Source organism: Paenibacillus barengoltzii G22 (genome assembly GCF_000403375.2).
In the GTDB taxonomy this organism is placed as follows: Bacteria; Bacillota; Bacilli; order Paenibacillales; family Paenibacillaceae; genus Fontibacillus; species Fontibacillus barengoltzii.
The window spans coordinates 346,049-370,026 of record NZ_KE159654.1 but is presented as its reverse complement, the minus strand read 5'-3'; the positions used below and the strand labels follow the sequence as shown (position 1 = coordinate 370,026).

The 23,978-nt window shown below is 52.1% G+C and carries 20 protein-coding genes; 8 read left to right on the top strand and 12 right to left on the bottom strand.

What is annotated here, in order from left to right:
- Window positions 1-70 precede the first annotated feature (70 nt).
- The gene (locus C812_RS16555; RefSeq protein WP_028537485.1) at window positions 71-517 is read left to right on the top strand and encodes an Hsp20/alpha crystallin family protein; all 447 of its coding nucleotides are present in this window, start codon (window positions 71-73) and stop codon (window positions 515-517) included.
- Between the two features lie 67 nt (window positions 518-584).
- On the opposite strand, the gene C812_RS16550 is transcribed toward C812_RS16555, so the two are convergent.
- Together C812_RS16550 and C812_RS16545 are read right to left on the bottom strand one after the other, a co-directional pair.
- Complete coding sequence (locus tag C812_RS16550; protein WP_167669329.1) at window positions 585-950, bottom strand: molybdopterin dinucleotide binding domain-containing protein; 366 nt, start codon at window positions 948-950, stop codon at window positions 585-587.
- Window positions 932-1,630, bottom strand: a complete 699-nt coding sequence (locus C812_RS16545) for a molybdopterin-dependent oxidoreductase (protein WP_016313799.1) — start codon at window positions 1,628-1,630, stop codon at window positions 932-934. Before C812_RS16545 ends, C812_RS16550 begins: the two co-directional genes overlap by 19 nt.
- 388 nt (window positions 1,631-2,018) lie before the next feature.
- On the opposite strand from C812_RS16545, the gene C812_RS16540 reads away from it, so the two are divergent.
- From C812_RS16540 to C812_RS22965, 5 genes are all read left to right on the top strand, one after another.
- Entirely contained in the window at window positions 2,019-3,452 is a 1,434-nt protein-coding gene (locus C812_RS16540; protein WP_016313798.1) for an aldehyde dehydrogenase, read from the top strand.
- Window positions 3,453-3,504: 52 nt separating this feature from the next.
- Window positions 3,505-3,837 (top strand): L-rhamnose mutarotase, encoded by a 333-nt coding sequence (locus C812_RS16535; protein WP_009223859.1) that lies wholly within the window; start codon window positions 3,505-3,507, stop codon window positions 3,835-3,837.
- A 25-nt stretch (window positions 3,838-3,862) separates the two neighbouring features.
- A complete protein-coding gene (locus C812_RS16530; RefSeq protein WP_016313797.1) occupies window positions 3,863-4,756 on the top strand; it encodes an aldo/keto reductase in 894 nt (297 codons plus the stop codon).
- 213 nt (window positions 4,757-4,969) lie between these two features.
- Complete coding sequence (locus C812_RS16525; RefSeq protein WP_016313796.1) at window positions 4,970-6,361, top strand: helix-turn-helix transcriptional regulator; 1,392 nt, start codon at window positions 4,970-4,972, stop codon at window positions 6,359-6,361.
- Window positions 6,362-6,630: 269 nt separating this feature from the next.
- Window positions 6,631-6,816 (top strand): aspartyl-phosphate phosphatase Spo0E family protein, encoded by a 186-nt coding sequence (locus C812_RS22965; protein ID WP_084628780.1) that lies wholly within the window; start codon window positions 6,631-6,633, stop codon window positions 6,814-6,816.
- A 35-nt stretch (window positions 6,817-6,851) separates the two neighbouring features.
- Here C812_RS22965 and C812_RS16520 read toward each other — a convergent pair whose 3' ends face one another.
- The 9 genes from C812_RS16520 to C812_RS16480 form a co-directional block, all read right to left on the bottom strand.
- Window positions 6,852-7,838, bottom strand: a complete 987-nt coding sequence (locus C812_RS16520; RefSeq protein ID WP_016313795.1) for an Rpn family recombination-promoting nuclease/putative transposase — start codon at window positions 7,836-7,838, stop codon at window positions 6,852-6,854.
- A gap of 163 nt (window positions 7,839-8,001) precedes the next feature.
- On the bottom strand, window positions 8,002-9,582 hold the full coding sequence (locus C812_RS16515; RefSeq protein ID WP_016313794.1) for an oleate hydratase: 1,581 nt from the start codon (window positions 9,580-9,582) through the stop codon (window positions 8,002-8,004).
- A gap of 172 nt (window positions 9,583-9,754) precedes the next feature.
- Entirely contained in the window at window positions 9,755-10,354 is a 600-nt protein-coding gene (locus C812_RS16510; protein WP_244268343.1) for a TetR-like C-terminal domain-containing protein, read from the bottom strand.
- 121 nt (window positions 10,355-10,475) lie between these two features.
- Window positions 10,476-11,639 carry a multiple monosaccharide ABC transporter permease gene (mmsB, locus tag C812_RS16505; RefSeq protein WP_016313792.1) on the bottom strand — a complete coding sequence of 388 codons (1,164 nt, stop codon included), beginning with the start codon at window positions 11,637-11,639 and terminating at the stop codon, window positions 10,476-10,478.
- A 4-nt stretch (window positions 11,640-11,643) separates the two neighbouring features.
- Window positions 11,644-13,173, bottom strand: coding sequence for a multiple monosaccharide ABC transporter ATP-binding protein (gene mmsA / locus C812_RS16500; protein WP_016313791.1), 1,530 nt, complete (start codon window positions 13,171-13,173; stop codon window positions 11,644-11,646).
- A gap of 95 nt (window positions 13,174-13,268) precedes the next feature.
- Window positions 13,269-14,327, bottom strand: a complete 1,059-nt coding sequence (gene chvE, locus C812_RS16495) for a multiple monosaccharide ABC transporter substrate-binding protein (RefSeq protein ID WP_208855768.1) — start codon at window positions 14,325-14,327, stop codon at window positions 13,269-13,271.
- A gap of 211 nt (window positions 14,328-14,538) precedes the next feature.
- The gene (locus tag C812_RS16490) at window positions 14,539-15,780 is read right to left on the bottom strand and encodes a response regulator transcription factor (protein ID WP_016313789.1); all 1,242 of its coding nucleotides are present in this window, start codon (window positions 15,778-15,780) and stop codon (window positions 14,539-14,541) included.
- Window positions 15,777-17,702: a cache domain-containing sensor histidine kinase gene (locus C812_RS16485; protein ID WP_016313788.1), complete on the bottom strand. Its 1,926-nt coding sequence runs from the start codon at window positions 17,700-17,702 to the stop codon at window positions 15,777-15,779. The genes C812_RS16490 and C812_RS16485 overlap by 4 nt, the downstream gene beginning before the upstream one ends.
- Entirely contained in the window at window positions 17,692-18,690 is a 999-nt protein-coding gene (locus C812_RS16480) for a substrate-binding domain-containing protein (RefSeq protein ID WP_016313787.1), read from the bottom strand. The genes C812_RS16485 and C812_RS16480 overlap by 11 nt, the downstream gene beginning before the upstream one ends.
- Before the next feature lie 214 nt (window positions 18,691-18,904).
- Between C812_RS16480 and C812_RS16475 the strand changes: the two genes are divergently transcribed.
- Both C812_RS16475 and C812_RS16470 read left to right on the top strand, forming a co-directional pair.
- Window positions 18,905-21,454 carry a beta-mannosidase gene (locus C812_RS16475; RefSeq protein ID WP_016313786.1) on the top strand — a complete coding sequence of 850 codons (2,550 nt, stop codon included), beginning with the start codon at window positions 18,905-18,907 and terminating at the stop codon, window positions 21,452-21,454.
- Window positions 21,455-21,539: 85 nt separating this feature from the next.
- Complete coding sequence (locus C812_RS16470; protein WP_016313785.1) at window positions 21,540-23,480, top strand: LTA synthase family protein; 1,941 nt, start codon at window positions 21,540-21,542, stop codon at window positions 23,478-23,480.
- Window positions 23,481-23,549: 69 nt separating this feature from the next.
- Here C812_RS16470 and C812_RS16465 read toward each other — a convergent pair whose 3' ends face one another.
- Window positions 23,550-23,969, bottom strand: a complete 420-nt coding sequence (locus C812_RS16465; RefSeq protein WP_016313784.1) for a hypothetical protein — start codon at window positions 23,967-23,969, stop codon at window positions 23,550-23,552.
- Window positions 23,970-23,978 lie beyond the last annotated feature (9 nt).

Below are 23,978 nucleotides of genomic sequence, written 5' to 3'. Positions count from 1 at the left end.
TTTGGTCATGGAGGCATATAATGAGGGTGTAAGGTCAAATAAGGTCAAACCAAAGAAAGGGGAATGCATGATGTTTGATTTGATTCCTTTTGGTCGACACAGAGAAGATGCGTTCGGCCAGTTGGCTAAAACGTTTAATGATGTGTTCAATGATGACTTTTTTGCACCGTTTAAAAATTCGCCGCTTTCTTTCAGAACGGACATCCGTGAAACGGATCAAGCCTATCTGGTTGAAGCGGAATTACCTGGTTTCCGAAAAGAAGACATCGAGATCGACTATGCCGCTCCTTACTTGACGATCAGAGCAGTTCGTAATGAGGATCACAACATGGAGGATACGAACCATCAAATCGTTCGGAAGGAACGTCGGCACGGTGAATATGTTCGTAGATTCTACGTGCAGGATATTTCGGAAGAAGATATTCGCGCGTCCTTGAAGGATGGCGTTCTGAAGCTGGAGGTGCCGAAACGGCAACCGACTCGCTCCAAACGCATCCAAATTCAAGACGGCGATTAATATAAACAGAGGCTATCCCTTCAGCCACAAGCTGGAGAGGATAGCCTCTTTGCTTATACATAACTCCTCAGCTTCGTTGAGGGCGAGGTGCCGCAAGACCTGCGGGATCCGCTGCGGTGCGGTTTGCGGTGTGTTGCACGGGAGTGTACTCGACCTCTCCGCTGTCCCGGGCATTGCTCCAAGAAGCGCCGTCAGTTCCTGGATCTCTATAGGAATCGGCAATCTCCGGTTCCACGCGCTCTGCCCTAACAGCGGAGATCTTAAATTCCGGCATCCGGCTGATCGGGTGTAAGGCATCGTTCGTCAGCCGATTCACCGCCAGGTCGCCACCCCAATGGAACGGGACAAACATCGTACGCGGATGGATGTCCTTCGTCACCTTGGCGGCGACCTCCAGCGACCCGCGCCGCGAGGTCAAGCGGACGCGGGGCACGGCCAGAACAGCCCTTGCGCTTCCTGCAGGCGCGAGTAGCTGATGCCGCTGTAATCGGCTTTGCCCCCGGCGGAAGCGCGGCACAACTCGTCGAACACTTCGCTCATCGACGAGTAGGTGAAATAGCGCCCTTGGCCCAGCCGTTCGGCGAGGGCGCACAGCAGCCAAGCGTCCGGCATCGCCGCGCCGGCCGGCTCAAACACCCGGGGCCGGTAGAACACCCGGCCCTCGAGGTTCGTCATCGTCCCTTCCACTTCAAGGAAGGACGTGCCGGGCAGCAGCCAATCCGCATAGGCGGCCGTCTCGGTCTCGAACAGGTCGACGACGACATGTACTGCAGCGTATGCTCCACGCCGTTCACCTGCTGCTCCAACCCCCGCGCGGTAAGAACCATTCCGCGCTTTGCCCCGGCGAATCCCCGAGCCACTTGACGGATCGTGTCCTAGGGGATCCCGGTACGTAATCTGTGTGATATTACGTCCAAAGCTGTCTTCTGCAAAAGCGGACTGCAGCACCTGAGCATCCTTCACCTGCATATCCGCCACGTAATAGGTGATTTGGTCCGAGCCAGCCCCGGTTTGGATCTGGTCGATATGAATTTTGACCGCATCGCTTTCGTAATTCCGTTCGTCGGAGGTAACGCCGGACTCGGCTGTTTCGGCATCGGGGGACGATTGCACTTGTGAGGCGGCAGAGCCTTTGACGGGGTCTCGTCCTGAGTTATAACCACTTCCACATGCTCGATCAAATAGCGGTCCACCAAACCATATAAAATCCCGCCAATGCCCCTAAAGAGGCACGAGGAAATAAATGGCCGGCTTCTTTTTCGAAGTGCGACGGCCGGCCCTCTTGAGATTTTCGCTCATGGGTCTTTCACTCCATTCCGTGTTGCATTGAGGTTCTCCTCAAGCCAAGATAGATAGGGCTTGGCAGCAGGCAAGACCATCATACGCCGCTAACCTGAATTGAAGCTTAATGTCCATAGATGTCCAGCTCCCCCATTTCGGGTTACAATAGAAGGGTCAGACAGAATGAAGATGATTTACTCGGGAAAAAGAGGGGACCGCCTTGAGCCAAACTGAACATGCTACCCAAACTCCAACTGAACTGCAACCTACGCAATCCCTAGATCGCTCCATTGCGGAGGTCGTTCGCGCCCAGCAGCATTTCGTCCAATCTGGTGCGACGCGACCGGTGGACTTCAGACTGCGTCAGCTTGAACGCCTGAAGACCGCGATTCAACGTTTCGAAACGCGAATATTGGAAGCGCTGCAGCGAGATTTGCGCAAGCCTGAATTCGAAGGCTACAGCACGGAAGTGGGTTATGCTTACGATAGTATCCGCTACGTGATGAAGCATCTGAAGCGTTGGGCCAAGCCGGAGCGGGTTCGCACTCCGCTCACCCATATCGGCTCCAGCAGCTACATTTACCGGGAGCCTTATGGCTCGGCCCTGATCATCGGCCCGTTTAACTATCCGTTTATGCTGGTGATCGACCCGTTGATCGGAGCGATCTCTGCGGGGAACGCCGCAATCGTGAAGCCTTCCGAGTTTACTCCTCATGTCTCTAGGGTGATCGCCGAGATGCTTGGCGAATATTTCGAACCCGATTACATTCGAGTCATCGAGGGAGGGCCGGAGGTGACGTCTGCGCTGATTCATGCCCCGTTGGATTTTATTTTTTTCACGGGAAGTATTCGGGTTGGCAAGATCGTTATGGCTGCGGCGGCGGAGCATCTGGTGCCCGTTGTTCTGGAGCTTGGCGGGAAGAGCCCTTGCATTGTGGATCAAGAGGCGAACCTCGATCTGGCAGCACAGCGTATCGTCTGGGGGAAATTCCTAAATACAGGCCAGACCTGTGTGGCTCCAGACTATGTGCTCGTTCACGAGTCGGTGCGAGATGAACTGATCACCAAAATGAAGGCGCAGATCAAGGTCTTCTATGGTGAGGATCCAAGGCGAAGCCCTGACTACGGGCGGATTGTGAATGAGCGGCAGTGGAGCCGGCTGATGGGTTTGCTCGAACCGTCTAAAGTGGTGGTTGGCGGGGATGGCGATCGTGAGGATCTGTATTTAGGGCCGACGATCATGGAGCGCGTCAACTGGGAGGACCCCGTGATGCAGGAAGAGATTTTTGGACCGATTTTGCCGGTGCTGGAGTATCGAGACCTGGATGCGGCGCTCCGGAAGATTGGTGAGCGGCCTAAGCCGCTGGCGCTGTACTTGTTTACGAGCAATGCCGCCACGGAACGGAAGGTAATGGAGTCCGTTTCATTTGGCGGCGGGTGCGTGAATGATACGGTCATGCATCTGGTGAGCCCGTATTTGCCTTTTGGCGGAGTCGGATCTTCGGGGATGGGAGCCTACCACGGCCGTTACAGCTATGAAACCTTCTCTCATCGAAAAAGTGTGCTGAAGAAGTCCACGCGGGTGAACTTGAGCTTCATCTATCCGCCTTATACGGCGGGCAAGCTGAAGCTGATTCGACGTTTCTTCAAGTAAGGATGCCGTCTCAGGTGTCAAATGGGATGACAATTTCATGGGAGGGATGATCATGGAAATGAGTTCAAGCCGGAAGTTTGCCTGGACCTGGCGGGTGAAGGAAGATCAACTGGAGGCCTATGTGGAGATGCATTTGAACCCTTGGCCCGAGGTGCTGGAGGAGCATCGCAAAGCGGGGATTCGGAATTATTCGATTTTTCAGCAGGGAAATCAGTTCTTCTACTGCTTTGAATGTGATGATCCGGATGCGGCGTTCAAGTATATTGCAGCCAGCGAGGTTTGCCAGCGGTGGAACGCGATTACATCAGGCATGGTGGAAGGGTCATTTGACTTTAATGAACCGCAGCCGATCGTGCCGATGCGCGAGATTTTTTATTTGAAGTAGCGACGAATCGGAGGGATTCTTGAACATGAAATATCGCATATTAGGGAAAACGGGTCTGAACGTTTCGGTGATTGGCATCGGAACTTGGCAATTTGGCGGGGAATGGGGTTTAAACTACACGCAAGCGGAAGTGGATGCGATCTTGGATCGGGGCCGGGAATTGGGCATTAATCTGATCGATACGGCGGAATGTTACGGCGACCATCTGTCCGAATCGTTTATCGGGGATTATCTCAGCCGGCGCAACCGGGAGGATTGGCTGATCGCCACGAAATTTGGTCATCAATTTCATGAGCGGTTTACACGGACGGATCGCTTTGATGCTGCGGCCGTGCTGGAACAGCTGGATGCCTCGCTGAAAGCGCTGAAGACGGACTATATCGATTTGTACCAGTTTCATTCCGGTCCAGATGCGGCGTTTGACAATGATGAACTTTGGACGCTGCTTGATAAGCAAAAGCAAGCGGGGAAAATCCTCCACCTGGGCACATCGATCGGCAGCAACGACAATCTGCATCAGACCGAAGCTTCAACGAAGGTAGGGGTAGAGGCGATTCAGGTGGTTTATAACCGGCTCGACCGCGTGCCGGAGAATCGGGTATTCCCATCCTGCGAACGCCAGCAATTAGGTGTGCTTGCAAGAGTACCGCTGGCGAGCGGTTATCTGAGCGGCAAGTACAAACCGGGGGCAGTGTTCAGCGAAACCGATGTACGCCATCGTCATGATCCGGAAAGCACTCGGCGCAAGCTGGAGGAAGTGGAAGAGATTCGGCGGCAAGAAGTGCCGGAGGGCGTGGACATGGCGCAGTGGGCCTTGGCCTGGTGCTTGAAGAATCCGATTGTCAGCACGGTGATTCCGGGCTGCAAGAACCCGGCACAAGTAGAAGCCAATGCGGCTGCGGCTGAGCTGGAAATCTAAGAAACTTCATAAAGACCGATAAGCAGACAAAAAGTTTGCTAATCGGTCTTTTTTCATATTGACGATTGTCAAATTTAGGATTATTATGTAAACATATATTGGAAGTTTAGTAGTATATGGTGTTGCTTGATGTCATTGGATGTCGTTTGGTTCCTCTGTTAGCCGAGAATCAATCGGCTCGCGGAAGGTCGCGGAATTGGGGGTGATAATTTTTTGATATCTACAACCACGATTCGCGCAGAACTGGAAGATTACATCAAGAGCGAAGGGACAACCCTGCACCGTTTCTCGGAATCCGCCGGGGTGAACGTCGGAACGTTAAGCGGAATTATTAACGGGAACCGGCCGATTGCCATCGGTCAGTTGGATCGAATTACGGCTGCGATGGGGTTGCCTGAGGGACACTTTTACGAATTATATGCAGATGAATGCTTTACTTCTTCATCTCCTCATTGGAGGAGGCTGCGGCCGTTCCTGCTGAGATGCGCCGAGTTGCAGAAGCATGACTGCATTAAACAGGTTCTAAACCGTTTGTTAGAGGATTTGAAACAAATCGCGGGCATTTTCGATACAGCCGAAATGATGTATGAACAAGGTTGGAAAGAGGCTGCGGTTATACTCTATGAAAGCGTTATCGAAAGTGAGCGATCTAGCCACTCCGAACGTTTGGCGATGAGTTACTACAGGTTGTTTAAAATTCATCGCATGGATAGTGACAAGGGTTTTAAGACTGCAATGCAATTTTTACCCTACAGACATCGATTGCCGGAAGTGTATGCGCTCGATGGATTACTAATGTTGGTCGAAGTTTATTCGCTTAAGTTTAATTGGTCTGAAGCCGAAGTTTACGCAGATGAACTTTGCCAATTAGCTAAAGCATTGTATGAAAAAAAAGTATGGAAATATAGTGATTTTAAGCCGCTCCGTCCTCTTGTTTATTATTATGGTAGGGGCTATCTTCTTAAAGCTGGCTCTTATGAATATAGAGGAATGTTTGAGGAATCAAAGAAATGGATTGCAGAATATGCGAATTTAAGTTGGTTTGATGCCGATGATGAAAACCAAACTGCCGTTATAGAACAATTTAAAATGTTTGCACAAGCCAATTATCTTTGCTTGGATATTAAAGCTGGGGATCGATCCAAAATTCCTAAGTATGTTCAATTTTTGGAAGAAGAACCCGATGAACTTGTTGAAGGCCTGATAACATTAGTAGAATCAGCCAATCGCCACCAGTTTTTCATTGATGATATTCTTGATCGCTTTTCCGAAGAAATTGAAAAATATAGGTTGATTGGAAAAGATAAGTGGTTTTCAGAATCGGTAGTAAGTATGAATCGCTGTTCCGTTTTTTTCCAGAATTACGCAATTTATAATCTGAGGAAAGGGGATTATGAAGAAGGTATAAGGAGTTTACTGTATAGCTTGAAGATGGCAATTTCTTTGAATAACAAATCTTTGATCGTAAATTGCATGACTTTGTTTGAACTGAATCGCAAGTTTGTTACAGATGAGCAATATAAAAATTTTGAAGAACTATGTAGAAAGGTGTGGGAAAATGAAAAAGAAAATGTTCTCTACGGTTTCGGCTATGAAAATGCTTAGTTTGGTAGGTTTAGCTAGTGGTGCTGGTTTAATTGCAACATTGGCACACGGTTATTGGGGATAATATATTTCGTCTTGAACCATTCAAAAAAAGTAGGGATCAGTCCTTGGGACTGACCCTATTTTTATTGTATAGCGTATACAGAGACAGAGTGAGGAACATGCCAGGCCGTTCCATTTCAAAAAATGGAATTTTTTTTGTTTCTTGCATTAGGTCTCATTATGCAATATTTGGCAACCTCTTCTAATATGTTCCTAGGGTGATCGAGATGAACAGTTCTGAAAAAATCAGATTTCGGATCGAATTGGAAAGACAAGAATTAAATCGGCTCGCACAGAGATACGGAATGCGCCATGCACGGGTTCTCCATCAGTCGGTTGTTCTTGACCGCTTGTTAAATAAATATAGCCAAGTCATATATTCCAATTACCGAAGAAGGAAGCCGATCGCGTAGATGCGGTTTCTTTTCTTTGTCCGTTGGCTAATTCCTTAATTCATAATCTTTTTAATTTCCTCAATAGACAATTGGGTCATATCCGCAATTTCATCCAGAGTGAAGCCCTTGGATAACAACCTGCGCGCGATTTGTCGGCGTTCGATGAGGGTGCCCTGTTCGATCCCTTTCTCAATTCCTTTCTCAATTCCTTTCTCCAGGCCTTCTTCCAACCCTTTCTCATAACCTTGACGCATCCATGCAGGCATTAATTCCATGATCACTTCACTCTCCTTTGCATATTGCTTCGCCAGCTCCCGAAGCATTTCTTCATCCTGCCGGGGATCCGGCTCGAAATATAAATCGGCGATCGACATGACTAGCGCTAGACGGGCTTGATCCAGTCTTTGGCTAAGCTGCAGCAGCATGCGCAGATAAGCCAGACGGAGCTCCCGTTCCTCCCCTTTATTGTAGCCCATTTTGGCTAGTAATGCAGCAGCCACAGGGTTGTTAGAATCTACGAATCTGCGCCAGGGTTGGTTAATGAGCTCGACTTTCAAAAACCGAAATTGGAGGATATCCTCTCCCAGAATCGACATGCTTAAGGAATTTCGCTCGTTTTTACTTTCCGCGGACGTAAAGATGGCGATAGGGATGATGAGTTGATGTTCCTTCCGATGCCGTTCAAAGAGCCGGCTGAAGTAGATAAACATCCGCTCGTGGAAGTCGGCCTGTCGATACGATTGAGGCTCCAGATGGATGAGGATGAAGGCATCCGTACCGATATATTTGGTTTCCAGCAGGAGATCGAGCGTACGCGCTTCTTCTCCTACCACATCTACAAGCTGCTCTTGCATGAGGAAACGGGTTTGGCTGAAGTCCAGCTGCGATTCAAGTTCAGGGAAAAACAATGCGATAAATTCCGCGAAAAACGTATGCAACAGCTTTTTAAAAGCTTCGTCATGAGGGATATTTTTCTTCCCGTAGTTGCCGCTTTGTGATTCCTCGCCGACTTGTTGAATCAAGGATAATTCGGTTACCACAGACGGATCACACTCCCTTTCCGAACGCAAAAAAAGCACACCACGCGCGCCAAGATGGCAAATGCGCAAGTGTGCTTCACTTCGCTTACATTTAGGTTTTGGTTATGCCTAGTTTATCCGAAATGGGTCACTTTGGCAATTGTCACTCCGCTTTGCTTGGGGCTCACCGGAAGGAGGTGACCAAGCTCTGCAACAGCGTACGCACATCGTACTGGTACTGATTGATCGGCGCAATCGGCTTGTTCAAGCCTAACAGGCCATATACCGCCATGCGGGCGGCACGGACGGAATATTCTTCGGTGAAAACGACATCGTCCGGGATTTCGCAGAATTGACCGATAAACGCTAAGTTGATGGAGCCGTCCGGGATGACCTTTGGCCGATCGCCGATTGCTCTAGGCATGAACTGCGAGGTGATGAAAGGCATCATACATGGAATACAGTTGGCGGTGGAGATGATGGCCTCCATATCCTGTTCGAAGTGGAGATGGTGCAGCAACTCGGTTAAAATTTCCTCTCCGGTACACTCGGACATTTTCTTAGGCACGTAATCGCCGGCTCGATCCGGGAATAATCCGTACCCCCAGAAGACCTTCACATGCTCCGGTTGATTGCGGAAATGCGGCTGATGGGCCAGCACGATGGACATGAACCAGCTCGAATCCTTGAAGGTAACCAGTGCGCCGGTGCCCGCCTTGTTGCGGGAGAAAGCTTCCATCCGGTCAAAAAAACGCGAGTCCTGACAAGTCACCGTAAACGACTCCCATTTGGACTCTTCGATATGGTCGGCGAAGACGGAAGGACGTCCAAGGCCCGGTTTCTTGGCGGCTATCCGCTCCCATAACTGCCAAGAGCTGCCCTTGCCGTTCAGCTTCGGCGCTGTGCTCATAGAGCCTAGGCTGTAGCCCTCCGTCATCGAGCCGTTGGTGACGATCACCAGATCGTCTTCGCCCAAATCGAGGACTTGCGGCTCGCCGTCTTTCAGATAGTGTATCCGCGTCACGGTGATCTCATCGCCTTCGCGGAAGTCCAGATCCGTAACGGTGCATTTCAGCGAAAAGTCTACGCCGTGCTTCTCCAAATACTTTTGCAGCGGGAGAATGAGGGAATCGTATTGGTTATAAGGTGTACGGGTGACTCCTTCCAGCGTATGGATTCGCGGGAATTCATGCATAAACCGAAGCATGTATCTTTTAAACTCCACAGCGCTGTGCCAAGGCTGGAAGGCAAAGGTGGTTGCCCACATGTACCAGAAATTTGTCTTGAAAAAATGCGGGCCAAACCAGTCATTGATCCGCGCAGTGCCCAGGCTCTCTTCAGGGGCCATAATCAGCTTAACCATGGCCATCCGGTCCGTCATATCAAAGCCCATAGAGGTCACGTCCACAACCTGGCCGTCCCGGTTGACTAACCGAGCGTTGGAATGCGTCTGGTGGGCGGTATCGAAAGCGATGATCTCATCCCGCACCGAAAGTCCCGGGTGGTCTATCGAAGGGATGGAGCGCAGCAAATCCCATGTATTTTCATAAGTCTCATCATTCAGCATCCGGCCGCCGCGGATCACATATCCGCGTTCACTGTCTCCGGCACCGTCGTTACTGCCGCCTAGCACCTTCATTTCCTCCAACACATGAATATTCTGACCGGGAAAATCACAGTCCCGAATCAGGAACGCAGCCCCCGCCAGGGAAGCGATCCCTCCGCCAACAAAATAAACGTGATGAGTGTGACGATCTGCAGACATAACTTTCGCCTCCAAAGAATGTGATGAATGGAACAATCCTAATGTAATCCGTCTTGGAGGCGAGCGAAATCCACAATGAAGGGCGACTGTATAAAAAAGCGACACTCCCCAAGGAGTGTCTAGGATTCCGACGGAAAAAGCCTGAATTCGCGCCGCCAAAAGTCTGCTATTCTCACTTCTGTGAAACGGGCGATCGCTTGGCTTTGTGTTCATACCGCTGCAGCGCCTGCTCGAAATGACCCTCTACCAATTCACTGAGCTTTTCGATAATGGCCTCCGGGCGTTCCCTCATCCCGTCCCGCATCCATCCGATGACCAGCCCGGTAAATGCCAGCGTGTAAAAGTTGGCCAAAAACCGTTGATCCTCCGCATCCACTTGCATCCCTGCGGATACTTCTTGTACTACACCCATAACCAGGTTGTTCGTGACGTTATACAGGTAAGCATCCAGATGGCTGCGAGCCAGCGAATTTAGCGTGTTCAAGCAAAAAGCCCGGTTGTCTTCGATATATTTGAAGATTTTTAAGAAGCCTTGGGTCCAGGTCCGATAACTGCGCTTCCCGGCAATGGCATCTACCGCTTCGGTCTGGTAAATCCAGCCGAGCAGCTCGTAAATATCCTGGAAATGGTAATAGAACGTTTGCCGGTTTAATCCGCAGTCGTCCACAAGCTGTTTGACGGTGATTTTGTTTAAGGGGACTGAACTCATCCGTTGCTTTAACGAGGCGGCGAGCGCCTTCTTGGTCAGATGGGAGCTAGACAAGGGAATCACCTGCTTTATGGAAAAAATAGGTAGTTCATCCTGTCTTCATTATACTCTTGCTCCAGCCAGCTATCAAAAAAAAAACCCCGCTAAATCGATAGCGGAGGTTCCGAAAATCAAGGTCTCAGGATTAACTCGTCTTCGACTTATTGTAAATATCGAAGGCGACGGCGAGCAGCAGGACCAGCCCTTTGATGCCTTGCTGCCAATCGACCCCAAGCCCGATCAGCGACATGCCATTGTTCATCACGCCCATCACCAGGCCGCCAATGATGGCGCCGATGACGGTTCCGATGCCGCCGGAGGCCGAAGCACCGCCAATAAAGCAGGCTGCGATCGCGTCGAGTTCAAAGTTCGTCCCGGCTTTTGGCGTTGCCGAATTGAGGCGGGCGGCGAAGATCAGACCTGATAGTGCGGCCAGAGCGCCCATGTTGACAAAGACCCAGAACGTTACCTTTTTGGTTTTGACACCAGACAGTTTGGCGGCCTTCTCATTGCCTCCAAGCGCGTAGATATGGCGGCCGGCCACCATTCGATTCATCACAAACGAATAGATGACGATCAGGAAGAACAGGATGATCAGGATGTTCGGCAGCCCGTTGTAAGTGGCGAGCACAAAAGTAAAGATGTTAATGATAGCAACGAGCAGGACGAGCTTCGTGACGAACACCCAAATCGGCGCGACCTCAAACTGATATTTGAGCTGGGTCCGCCGCTCTTTCCATTCCTGCCAAATGAGGAGAAGGGAGAGCACCAGACCAAGCAGAATCGTCAGAATATGCAGGCTGCCGCCGCCAAACCAGTCGGGAATGAAGCCGGAACTAATCCGTTGGAACGATTTCGGGAATGGCGCAATCGACTGGCCGCCCAGCACGATCATCGTCAAGCCCCGGAACAGCAGCATCCCGGCTAACGTGACGATAAAAGCGGGGATTTTCACATAAGCGACCCAAAATCCTTGCCAAGCGCCGATCAACCCGCCGATTACCAGTGAAATAATAATGGTCAGGAATGTAGGTAACTGAAGATCTACCAACATGATCGCGGCCAAAGCTCCGATAAAGGCGGCGATGGAGCCGACGGACAAATCGATATGTCCAGTGATGATCACCAGCACCATCCCGATGGCCAGCACCAAAATGTAGCTGTTTTGCAAGATCAGATTCGTAATGTTCAGCGGCTTAAGCAGGATGCCGCCCGTTAAAATTTGAAACAAGATGGTGATGAAGATCAAGGCGATAATCATGCCGTATTGACGTATGTTTTTTCTGAAAAGTTCGCTAACTGCTTGCATCGGTCTACCCCCTGCCTCGAGTCATGGATTTCATCAACACTTCCTGGGTGGCGTCCTCGCGCAGCACTTCTCCGGTGATCCGGCCCTCGCTCATGACGTAGATGCGGTCGCACATCCCGAGAATCTCCGGAAGCTCTGAGGAGATGAACAAAATGCCCTTGCCCTCGTCCGCCAGTTGATTGACGATCGAATAAATTTCATATTTGGCTCCGACATCAATGCCGCGCGTTGGCTCATCGAGAATCAAGATTTCCGGTTGTGCGAAGATCCACTTGCTGAGGACGACTTTCTGCTGATTGCCGCCGCTCAGGTTGACCGTTTGTTGCAAAATGCTGGGTGTTTTAATGTTCAGCTTGCTCCGATATTCCTCCGCGACCAGCACTTCCTCCCGTTCATTGATCACGCCGCGGCGGGACAACTTCTTTAACGAAGCCAGCGAGATGTTGCGTTTAATATCGTCGATCAAAATTAAACCGTATTGTTTGCGGTCTTCGGTGACATAAGCGACTCCATGCTTAATCGCTTGACTGATGTCGTAAAATCGGACCTCTTTGCCGTGGAGGAACAGCTGACCTTTAATGTGTCGTCCATAGGATCGGCCGAATAAGCTCATCGCCAGTTCGGTTCGGCCAGCACCCATCAAGCCGGCGATCCCAACGATCTCTCCGCGGCGGATATTGAGATTGATATCGTCGAGTACTTTACGATCCTCTTGCTGCGGATGGGTGACCTCCCAACCCCGGACTTCAAAGATCACTTCACCGATCCGGGGAACCCGCTCCGGATAGCGGTGGGTGAGATCGCGGCCAACCATGCCCTTGATGATGAGATCTTCGGTCACCTGATCGGCTTTCATCTCCAAGGTCTGAATCGTCCGGCCATCCCGGAGAATGGTGATCGAATCGGCAACTTTACTGATTTCGTTTAATTTGTGCGAAATGATGATGGAGGTGATGCCTTGTTTCTTCAGCTCGAGGATCAACTCCAGCAGGTTTTCGCTGTCATTTTCGTTCAATGCGGCTGTGGGTTCGTCCAAAATTAACAGTTTGACCTGTTTTGATAAGGCTTTGGCGATTTCCACCAGCTGCTGCTTGCCGACACCCAGCTCCAAAACGCGCGTGGCCGGGGATTCGTTTAAGCCGACCCGCTTCAGCAACGCTTTGGTTTTGACCGTTGTTTCGTTCCAGTCGATCAATCCGTGCTTGCTCTGTTCATTCCCAAGAAAAATGTTCTCCGCGATGGAGAGATAAGGGATCAGCGCCAGCTCCTGATGGATGATGACGATCCCCAGCTGCTCGCTTTCTTTAATATCTTTGAATTCGCAGACCTTGCCCTCGAATAAGATCTCGCCTTCATAAGAGCCATGCGGATAAACCCCGCTCAGCACCTTCATCAATGTCGATTTACCAGCCCCGTTCTCCCCGCACAGGGCGTGGATTTCTCCGGATCTGACCTTGAGGTTGACATTGCTGAGCGCCTTGACCCCCGGGAACGTCTTCGTAATGCCCCGCATTTCCAAAATTGTATTGCTCACATGCGTCACCTGGCCTTTCACTCACGGTACGTGCATAGCGACGGCCGCCCGAATCCGCGTCCGCCGCTATGCCGGTCACCACAAGTTAATGATGTTTAGAGTCCCAGATCTTCCTTGGAGTAATAGCCGGTGTCGACGAGCGCTTTTTCCACATTCTCCTTGTCGACCGAGACCGGTTCGAGCAGGTAAGAAGGAACAACCTTCACGCCGTTATCATAGGTCTTCGTGTCGTTGACTTCGGCTTCTGTACCTTCCAGAATGCTTTGAACCATAGAGACTGCTTTTTTCGCCAGCTCGCGGGTATCCTTAAAGACGGTTTGGGTTTGCTCTCCAGCAAGGATCGATTTGACCGATGCCAGCTCAGCATCCTGGCCGGTTACGATCGGCATCGGTTTGCTTCCGGAGCCGTAGCCGACACCTTTGAGCGAGGACAGGATACCGATACTGATTCCGTCATAAGGAGAGAGCACGGCGTCGATATTTTCCGTGGTATAGTGAGCGCTCAGCAAGTTATCCATGCGGGCCTGGGCGGTTGCGCCATCCCAACGCAGCGTGGCGATTTGCTCCATCTTGGTTTGACCGCTGCGTACGACGAGCTTGCCGGAATCGATGTACGGCTGCAGCACGGACATGGCACCGTCATAGAAGAAGTAGGCATTGTTGTCGTCCGGAGAGCCCCCGAACAGCTCGATATTGAACGGGCCTTTGCCTTCCTTAAGACCCAGCTTTTCCTCGATGTAGGAGGCTTGTTGCACACCCACCTTGAAGTTATCGAAGGTGGCGTAGTAGTCGACGTACTCGCTGTTCATGATCAAGCGGTCGTAGGCGACGACTTGTATGCCTTGATCGTGGGCTTTTTGCAGCACGTCAGTTAAGGAGCCGCCGTCAATCGCCGCAATGACAAGGACTTTTACGCCTTTCGTGATCATGTTTTCGATTTGTGACACCTGGTTTTCGATGACGTCTTCTCCGTATTGCAGGTCCGTGCCATAGCCAAGAGCCTTAAACTCCTTGACCATATTGTTCCCGTCGTTCACCCAGCGTTCGGACGATTTCGTCGGCATCGCAATGCCAATCGTTCCTTTCTCGCTGTTGCCCGATCCGCTGCTGCTGCCGTTTCCGCCGTTGGCGCAAGCAGCAAGGGCGAAAACCATCACCAAAGCAAGTAAAATGGCCGTTACCTTCTTCAAAGTCGATTCCCCCTATACTCGAAATGAATGCGCTTACAGTTTGGAGTATAGCAAGCGAAGGGGGAGGACGTATTTACAGTGATTTGACTCTTTTTATAAAAATCGAACCTTTATCGGAGGGATTGACTCTAAACCAGGGGGCTAAGAGAGGGGGATTGCGCAAAAAAAGGGGAGATTACTCCCCTTGAGCATCTTCATGTTCAAATGCGCCTTTGCGGTATTGCAGTGGAGAAAGGCCGGTCGCGCGCTTGAACGCCGTGCTGAAATAGTGCTGAGTTTCGTAGCCGACTTGCTCGGCGATTTCAGCTACTGTGAGCTCGGTGGAGATTAACAAGCGGCTCGCCCGACGGATGCGGAGCTGCGTCAAATAGCTGTTAAACGTGGTGCCCAGCTCCTGCTTAATCATGCGGCTTAAATAAGCCGGGGAAGTTTGCAGGGCTTGCGCCATCGCTTCCAGCGTCAGCCCGCTGTCGCCGAAATACTCCAGCATATATTGTTTGGCCCGGCGCACCAGCGGGGAAACGGCGTTCTCCTTGTTTACGGCGGACTTCGCTTTCCGGTATACGGAAGGAAGCTCCAGCACGTCACCAGCGCCCTCGGCCAAATACACCTCGGCAGCGATCTTTAAGTGGGTTCGCACCAAGGTTTCAATGCGGTGAAAATCGGCTTCAGCTTCCACGCCCCACAGCAGGACAACGATGAGGCCGAAGGGGTCTCGGAAGATCGTTTTGGGATACGGAGCGAGCACTTCCGCGGTGATGTTCTCGACCGCAAATCCATACAACTGCCGCTCGTCTTCTTTGAACAAAGCAGGCGAAGCAGCGGGTTCAGGCAACCGGATCACGCCCAGCCAATCCGGGCAGGCGTCCGGCAGCTGTAAGAACCGCAGCTGCTCGGCGATTTCATCTGCGGTCATGCCCCCGTCCAGCCATTGCTGACAAAATCGCTCCCTCAGGAGCGGATAACTGCGGGACAGCTGTTGCGAGGCCTGCTGCCATTGCTGCTGTTTGGATGCTTCTTCCTCCAGCTCTCCGCGCACTTGTCGCAGAACTTTCTCTAACTGCGCGGGATTGGCCGGCTTCAGGATGTAATCTTTGACTTGAAGGCGAATTGCCTTCTGGGCGTATGCAAACTCGTCATGGCCGGTGATAATGACGATTTTACAGTTCGGCAGCCGCTCACGCACCTGCTTCATGAGTTCAATCCCGTCCATGATCGGCATGTTGAGATCAACGAGCATGATATGGACGTCGTGCTGAATCGCCTTCTCCAGCGCCTCCTCGCCATCCTCGGCTTCAGCTACTACCGTAAGGCGTAAGCTTTCCCAGTCCACGCTATCGCGTATCCCTTCGCGAATAATGCACTCATCGTCGGCGATGAGTACTCTCCAATGAGTTTCTGAGTAGGTTCCGCTCATGATTCAATCCTCCTAAGGCGGGTTTGTTCATCCCGAATGATCGGGTGGGTGACCGTAACGACCGTTCCTCGACCTTCCTCGCTTTGGATTGTAAGACCATATTTCGGGCCGAATGTCAAAGCAATCCGTGCTTGCACATTCAGCATCCCGTAACCTTGGCCTCCTTCGCCTGTGCCGGATGTCCCTGCCGGTTCAGCGCTCTTTTCCCGGCCATCCGGGGTACCCGCGGCCTGCAGTTCTTTTTGCAGGCGTGCCAGCTTATCCGGTGGAATGCCTTTGCCATCATCCCGGATGGTGATTACCAACATGCCGCTATCTTCAGCGGCTTCGATGACCACGCGGCCCGGCCCCCGGCGTTCTTTGATGCCATGGTAGATGGCATTTTCCACGATCGGCTGAAGGATCAGCTTCAACACATAGACGCCGCGAATTTCCGGAGCGATGTGCAGTGAGTAATCGAGTTTGCTCTGATAACGGACGTGTTGAATATGCAAGTAACTGCGCACATGCTCGATTTCATCATTTAGGGGGATGATGTCATTCCCCTTGCTCAGGCCGATCCGAAACAGCTTCGACAAGGACTCTGCCATTTCCGCGATATCCTCCGAGCCGTTGCGGCGGGCCATCCAATGAATGGTATCCAGCGTGTTGTACAAAAAATGCGGCTTAATATGCGCCTGCAGGCTTCTTAGCTCCGCCTCCCGCTTCTGACGCTCCTGCAATTCGGTCAGCGAGAGCAGGCGATGGATCTGCTGCAGCATGGCGTTGAAGCGGCGGCCAAGCAGGCCGATTTCGTCGGAACGGTCGCTCCAGTGGCGAATCGTCAGATCGCCGGACTGGGCTTTTTGCATAAAGGAGGCCAGCTGCCCGATCGGCCTGGAAATCGTGTGAGCCAGATAGAAGGAGGCCGTCATCCCCAGCAAACAGACGATAAACACAAAGCTAACCACGTAAAAACGAATTTCTCGCATTTCTGTAGCAGACTCCGCCATGGAAAAGACGCCCACGGTCGTCCAGTTGGTAAACGGCGAATGTCGGTAGATGAACTGCAAATCACGGCCGCCCACCCGTTCTGCGTAAGTTCCGGAGCCGTCCTGACCCAGCCGCTCCAGCGGGATGCGATTGATGTAGGGGGCTGGCGGGGAATAGATGAGTTCCCCGTTGCCGTCCACCACCGTGAGATAGCCCGTTTTCCCCAACCGGACATCCTGAGCGGTCTCGGCTATGACTCGCAGCTTGAGGTCGATTAAGACGACACCTTTGACTTGCTGGGTTTCGGGGTCGAGAATCGCCCTTACGGCGGAGACGACTTCACTATCCTTGTAGTTGACATGCGTCGTGACGTTGCGGTTTCGCGGATGACCGAGGATCTTGAAGATGCCTTTATTGCGGACCGCCTCTTGATACCATTCCTCCTGGGTCAAGTTGTCTGAGGTGCGTGCATACATTTCATTGCTGATATATTCACCGCGGCTGTTGACGATGAGAATGCCTGCAACTTCTGAATACAAGGTGGTGAAGCCTTGCAGAAACTTGCGAATTTCGTAATGATCGGTATCTGGCGGTGTTGTTGTTCGTGGAGGTGTTTGGACTGAAGGTGCCGATAAGATACGTTCCGCCTCGTTGTTGTTTTCGAGAAACTGCAGCACGTCTGAGTTAAAGGAGATGAAGAACGTCATGTTTTGCAAATTCTCCACGTACGTCTCCAACGACCGGTTCACCTTGCCGATTAACTGCAGCGTATTGTTCGTAATCTGGCGTTCGATAATGCGGTCGACGGTCCAATTCGTCAGCACGCCTAGCCCGATTGAGGGAAGGATGCTGATCAACATAAAGTGGACAATGAGTTTGTAGCGGATAGGTAAGTTGTTCAGTGAAAAACGACGGATTTCCCAGGATCGCTGACGATATCTATTTCGCATAGTAATCATTCACATTCTGTCGTGTAACGACGGTGATGCCGGTATCCACGCGTTGGGGAACGCGAGGGCCGGGATGCGAAGCTTCTTCCGAATCATGCTTCAACGAAAAGAGCAGCTGCAGCGACCAATACCCCATGTTCCAGGTGCCCTGGGCCATCGTGGCGGCGATATCTCCGCTTTTGACCAAGTCCAAGGTGCCTTTATCGGTGTCGAAGCTGATGATCTTCGGGCCGGAGGACGCCAAGCTAACGGCCTTGACGGCCTCCGCAACACCGATACCGCCGTTCGCTTCGGTGGTGAATATACCGGCGATGTCAGGGAAGTCGCGCAGGACTTCCTCCGCCGCTTGTCGGGAGTAGAGCTCATCGCCTTTGCCGTTTTTGGTGGCGACAATGTGCATGTTGGGGAATTCCTGCGTAATGGTATCGGTAAAACCTTCGGTGCGTTCCTGATGATTTTGTTGATCCGGCACGGTGACGATGGCGACCTCCCCGCGTCCGCCGGTGAGCTCGGCCATTTTCCGGGCGGCCTCCACGCCGGCGGAATAGTTGTCGGTGCCAAGGAAGGAAAAAGCGCGGCTGCCGGGGGCATCGGAATCAAACAAGACGACCGGAATGCCGGCGTCAACGGCTTTGTTAATCGTGGCGGTGAGTTCGGTCGGATGAATCGCGGAGATCGCGATGCCGGCCGGTTTTTTCGCGATGGCCTGCTCCAGCACCGTAATTTGCTCGTGAATATCGCGCTGGGTGGAGCCGCGGTATTCCACGGAGACGTTCAGCGCCTGGGCAGCGTCTTCGAAGCCTTTCAGCCCGCTTTTCCAATAGTCAATGCCCATTTGAAACGTCACCATCACGTATTTCTCATCAATGGAACCCCGAAGGCCCCCGGAACTCCATTCGTCGTTCATCCGAATCTGGGAGCGGTAATCGAGCACGTATAACGCGAAGCAAGCGAAGAGAAGCAAGTACACGATCCAAATCTTCTTCATTTGAAACCCCTTTCATAGAAAGAGTTACCAAGCAATTCACGTTCGACAACATCATACTATGATTCGTCGAAATTGATAATTAGTAATTTTACAGTTATGGCTCGACTTCTAAATCATATAAAAATTTGATCTGCAAAATTACTAACAAACATATAACAAATCATAACGAAATTAGTATATAATGAACGGTAACTTATAACTTGATGGAGGTCATATGAACAAACATCGTTATCCAATCCAGCATTGGAGCTTCAAAGCAAGTGACGAGACGGAGTGGAAGTCCGCGAGCGTGCCGGGCACGGTGCATACGGATCTGTATCGCAACGGGTTGATCCCTGATCCGTTTTATGGAACCAACGAGCATGATTTGCAGTGGATTGATCGAAAAGATTGGGAGTACGAAGCCTCCTTTGAAGTGGATGAGGCTTGGTTGGCTTTGCGACACTTAGAGCTTGTTTTTGACGGTTTGGACACCTACGCCGATGTCACCGTGAACGGGACGCACGTCTTGTCCGCCAACAATATGTTCCGCGTTTGGCGCGTTGATGTGAAGCCGCTGCTGCGCGAGGGCGTCAACAAGGTAGTTGTCCGCTTTCGCTCTCCCATTGCAGAGGATTTGCCAAAGCTCAAGAAGCTGGGGTATCATCTGCCGGCGACGAACGACCAATCAGAGCTGGGCGGGTTAGGCGACCAGCGTGTCAGCGTATTTGCTCGCAAAGCGCCGTATCATTACGGCTGGGATTGGGGGCCGCGCTTCGTAACCAGCGGGATTTGGCGCGAGGTGCGGCTTGAAGGCTGGAGCGGCCCGGTGATTCGCGACCTGTTCATTCGCCAGGACCGGGTCAACGTCTCGGCTGCGGAGCTTACGGCCGTGGCGGAGATTGAAACCGCTGAGCGCTGGGAAGGGCAGCTGCAGCTCACGGACGGCGGGTTGACCTGGGAGCGTTCAGTGGGATTAGAGCCGGGAGTGAACGTGGTAGAAGTGCCGGCGGTCATTGCGGAGCCGAAGCTGTGGTGGTGCCGGGGGCTGGGGGAACCAGCGATGTACAACTTCCATGCTAAGCTTGTGGCAGACGGCGGGCAGGAGGCGGTCGCCGAAGCTTCTGTTCGAACCGGGCTGCGCGACATTCGGTTAGTTCGGGAGAAGGATGAGGCGGGGGCTTCGTTCCGCTTCGAGTTAAACGGTGTGCCGGTTTTCGCCAAAGGGGCAAATCATATCCCGAACGACAGCTTTTTGACGGAAGTCACTCAGGAGCGTTACCGCCATGAAATCGCCACGGCAGCCGAAAGCGGCATGAATATGCTTCGCGTCTGGGGCGGCGGGATCTATGAGCAGGATATTTTCTACGAGCTGTGCGATGAGTACGGCATTATGGTTTGGCAAGACTTCATGTTTGCGTGCAGTATGTACCCAGGGAATCCCAAGTTTCTGGACAGCGTGACGCGCGAAGCGGAGGACAACCTCAAGCGGCTGCGGAATCATCCTTGTATCGCGCTATGGTGCGGGAACAACGAAATCGATTCGGCTTGGGCTCACTATGTCGAGGATGGGGGCTGGGGCTGGAAAAAGGATTATACCGCCAAGCAGCGTGAACAGATCTGGGCGGATTACGAGGCAATCTTCCACCGAATTCTGCCGCAAGCAGTAGAGCGTCTTGGCGGCGGCGTTGCCTACGTGCCTTCTTCTCCCATCCGTAAATTGACGGGGGATGCCGATCAACATGCGCTTCAAGTTACCGGTGAGGGGGATGTCCATTACTGGGGCGTCTGGCATGCAGTTGAGCCGTTTAATCACTATAACTTGAGGGTCGGCCGTTTTATGAGCGAATACGGCTTCCAATCGTTTCCGGAGCTGAAATCGGTACTGACTTACGCGCCGGAGACCGAGCTGGCACTGGAGTCTAAAATCATGCTGGCCCATCAGAAGAATGGCCGCGGGAACCAGTTGATCAAGGAGTACATGGACCTTTATTTGCCGGAGCCGAAGGATTTCCCTTCGTTTCTGTACATGAGTCAGGTGCTGCAGGCCGAGGCGATCCGCACGGCGATTGAAGCGCATCGCCGTAACAAGCCTTACTGCATGGGGACGTTGTACTGGCAGATGAACGATTGCTGGCCGGTGGCGTCCTGGGCAGGGATGGACTATTACGGACGCTGGAAGGCGTTGCAGTATGCGGTACGCCGCAGCTTCCGCGAGATCATGCTGGCGATCTACGAGCCGGAGGATGGCCCAATTTCGATCAGCATCGTGTCTGATCTGCAGAAGCCGGTGACGGGTCAGTTGCGGTTATCGCTCTATGACTTCCAGGGGGGCTTGTTGAAAGAACAGACGTTGGAAGTTCACGCCCCTGCCGATGCGGTGGTCGAAGCAGGAGTATTCACCCGGGCGGAATGGCTGGAAGGCTATGATCCGCATCAGGTTGTGCTGTATGCGGTTCTGGAGATCGAGGGACAGGCCGTGGACAGCAAACCTTTTTACTTCACTTCAGCTAAAGAGCTTTCGTTGCCGCAGGCAAATATTACATTTCAAGAAGTGGCCGGCAGCGGCGGCAGCCAATATACCCTGATCAGCGACGTCTTGGCGCGTCAAGTGTGGATTTCAGCGGAAGAAGAAGGGATTTTCTCCGATAATTACTTCGATCTCATTCCCGGCGTTCCGGTCACGGTGGAGTTCCGGCGGCGGGGCGGTACAGGCAGCGCAGAGCCCTTTGTCGCGGGCCATCCCGGCAAGCTGACGGTCCGCTCTATGGCAGACTTCGTCTAATTTCGACTCCGGATTTTACCGTGTTATAATAAACGAATAGAAATTGCGTGTTTTGTAAAAACACGGTAAATTCCGGAGAAAAGAGATGGAGATCATACGTAACTCAAGTAACTCAAGTCGAATTCATTTCGTCGTCACGTTTGTGCTGATTGGCATGAAGCTGTTATTGCTGCGTTATTTCTTCTATGGCAGCCTTGGGGTTCAGGGATTGCCCGGAGAGTGGCTGTCGGTGTTGGCGCTGATGTGTTTGGTTGAGCTGTTGACGCCGGCTAAGGTCAAATGGGGAGTGTACTTTGGATTAAATTTGATCATCTCCGTGATTCTGTTTGCCGCGACGGTTTATAATGCCTACTTCGGTACAGTACCAACGTATGCGGTGCTCAGTGGACTCAACCAAGTTCCTGAGGTCAAAGCCAGCGTAGCTTCGCTGTTACGGCCTGAACAATTTCTATATTTCATGGATCTGCCGGTGCTGATTGCCGTTCGTATTCTTCGTGCGGCTCGCGGGCGCCGGGCTTCTCGAGGGTTCAATCTTGCGGGGGGGCTGAGGGGCCTCAGTTTCCGTAACAACCGGCCGCGTGCCCCGCTCGCGTGGAAGGTGGGGGTGGCTTTCGTCTTGATCGTCAGCCTCATGCTATCCGGCCTTTATATCCGTTGGGGCAAAGACATCGACAATGAGCTGGTGCGTGCCGAAAGCGTAGGTTTCTTTAACTTCCAGGTTGATGCAGCGATCCGCAACCAGGAGGAAGAGCGGATGATCGCGGAAGGCAATCTGCAGGAGACGGCAGCCAAAGTACGTCAGCTTGAGAGCAGCTATCCTTACAAAGTGGATATGCCCGGGGTGCCGGCTTATTTTGGCACTGCCCAGAGGATGAATTTGATCATTGTGCAGATGGAGTCGTTCCAGAACTTCCCGTTGCACCTGAAAATAAACGGCCAAGAAATTACGCCCGTCCTTAACGGTTTAGCGAAGGAAGGCTTCTACTTTCCGCACGTGTTCCAGCAGATTGGCCCCGGCAATACGTCCGATGCCGAGTTTATGTCCAATACGTCGATCTATCCAACTGCTGCGGAGGCGATGTCCACCGGGTATGGGGATCGGGAACTGCCTAGTCTGCCGCGCCTGCTGCAAAAATACGGGTACACGGCAAATACGTTCCATATTAACAAGGTGACCTTCTGGGATCGGAACAAAATGTACCCGGCGCTGAACTTCGATAAGTATTACGACAAACCGTATTATGCCAACGATCATTTTAACGATTTTGGCGCGTCCGACGAGGAAATGTATCGGGTTGGCGTCGAGAAGCTGGCCGAGCTCAAAGCGCAAGGCAAGCCGTTTTACGCTCAATTTGTCACCACCTCAAGCCATAATCCGTTTGTGGTACCGGAGGATCGCCGCCAAATCGAGCTGCCGACGGAGATGAAAGGCACGATGCTTGGGAATTATATCGAGGCAGTCAACTACACGGACTATGCGATCGGCAAGCTGATCGATGGATTGAAGCAAACGGGGTTGTGGGAAAATACGATGCTGGTGTTCTACGGGGACCACTTTGGCCTTCAGGAGAAGGATGTGCCCGCCAAGGAGATCAGCGAGAAGCTGGGGATCGCTTACGACGAGCGGATCAGCCGGTTCAACATCCCGCTGATCATTCACATTCCCGGCCAACAACCCGGCCAAGTTGTCGAGCGCACCGGAGGCCAGGTTGATATTTTGCCGACGGTAGCTAATCTTCTCGGAATTTCGCTGGAACATGAGGGGTTCACCGCCTTTGGTCATGACTTGCTGAACCTGGATCGTAACGTGGTGGGGATGCGGTATTATCTGCCGACGGGCTCGTTCTTTAACGATGAAGTCATGTTCGTCCCAGGTGCTGGCTTTGACGACGGCGCAGCGGTTTCTCTGGACACGCTGCAGCCTGTCGCTGATATTGCGCCGTATCGTAGCGATTACGATTACATTTTGCAACTGATGAAGCTCTCCGATGAATATGTTAAGCTCCTTCCGAAACGGGGAAGATAAACGCGACAAGGCCCTGCTAGATACCGCAAGAAATAAGCGGTTCATAGCAGGGCCTTCATTTTTTAATCATTAGCCAAGGATGGTATACCTTGTTTTCGCGCTCTCGGCAACCAGCTCCGGAAGCTCTTGCAGCTGAAGCTCATAAACTTCACGGGTGATGCTGCCATCGTCCAACCGTTTCTGCAACTGCTCCTGTAGTTGGGCAATTTGCAGCTGGACAACCTGATTTGCATCCTGACCATGGGATTCGGCAATCTCTGCCAGCGACTGGCCTTCAAGCAAAGCTTCGTAAACCTCCCGGTCGGAGGAAGCGCCCAGCACTCGGTTCAGCTCGTCCTCCTGACGCTCCGCCTTATTGCTTTGGTTGGATTGCTTGGAGGGATGAGCCGCATAGCTCAGGCTGGTTACAAAACTGGACATGCTGGGGTTTATCGTAATCACAAGGGCCATCGTGCCAAGAATAACAACTTTTTTAAGTTTGAATTTCATAGATTACAT

Bases quoted from the DNA above. Each gene is read 5' to 3' on its own strand.
- C812_RS22965 (WP_084628780.1), top strand. From the start codon at position 6,631: ATGAACAGTTCTGAAAAAATCAGATTTCGGATCGAATTGGAAAGACAA.
- C812_RS16465 (WP_016313784.1), bottom strand. From the start codon at position 23,969: ATGAAATTCAAACTTAAAAAAGTTGTTATTCTTGGCACGATGGCCCTT.
- C812_RS16480 (WP_016313787.1), bottom strand. From the start codon at position 18,690: ATGAAGAAGATTTGGATCGTGTACTTGCTTCTCTTCGCTTGCTTCGCG.
- chvE (WP_208855768.1), bottom strand. From the start codon at position 14,327: ATGGTTTTCGCCCTTGCTGCTTGCGCCAACGGCGGAAACGGCAGCAGC.
- C812_RS16490 (WP_016313789.1), bottom strand. From the start codon at position 15,780: ATGAGCGGAACCTACTCAGAAACTCATTGGAGAGTACTCATCGCCGAC.
- C812_RS16470 (WP_016313785.1), top strand. From the start codon at position 21,540: ATGGAGATCATACGTAACTCAAGTAACTCAAGTCGAATTCATTTCGTC.
- C812_RS16530 (WP_016313797.1), top strand. From the start codon at position 3,863: ATGAAATATCGCATATTAGGGAAAACGGGTCTGAACGTTTCGGTGATT.
- C812_RS16485 (WP_016313788.1), bottom strand. From the start codon at position 17,702: ATGCGAAATAGATATCGTCAGCGATCCTGGGAAATCCGTCGTTTTTCA.
- mmsB (WP_016313792.1), bottom strand. From the start codon at position 11,639: ATGCAAGCAGTTAGCGAACTTTTCAGAAAAAACATACGTCAATACGGC.
- C812_RS16475 (WP_016313786.1), top strand. From the start codon at position 18,905: ATGAACAAACATCGTTATCCAATCCAGCATTGGAGCTTCAAAGCAAGT.
- C812_RS16515 (WP_016313794.1), bottom strand. From the start codon at position 9,582: ATGTCTGCAGATCGTCACACTCATCACGTTTATTTTGTTGGCGGAGGG.
- C812_RS16555 (WP_028537485.1), top strand. From the start codon at position 71: ATGTTTGATTTGATTCCTTTTGGTCGACACAGAGAAGATGCGTTCGGC.
- C812_RS16535 (WP_009223859.1), top strand. From the start codon at position 3,505: ATGGAAATGAGTTCAAGCCGGAAGTTTGCCTGGACCTGGCGGGTGAAG.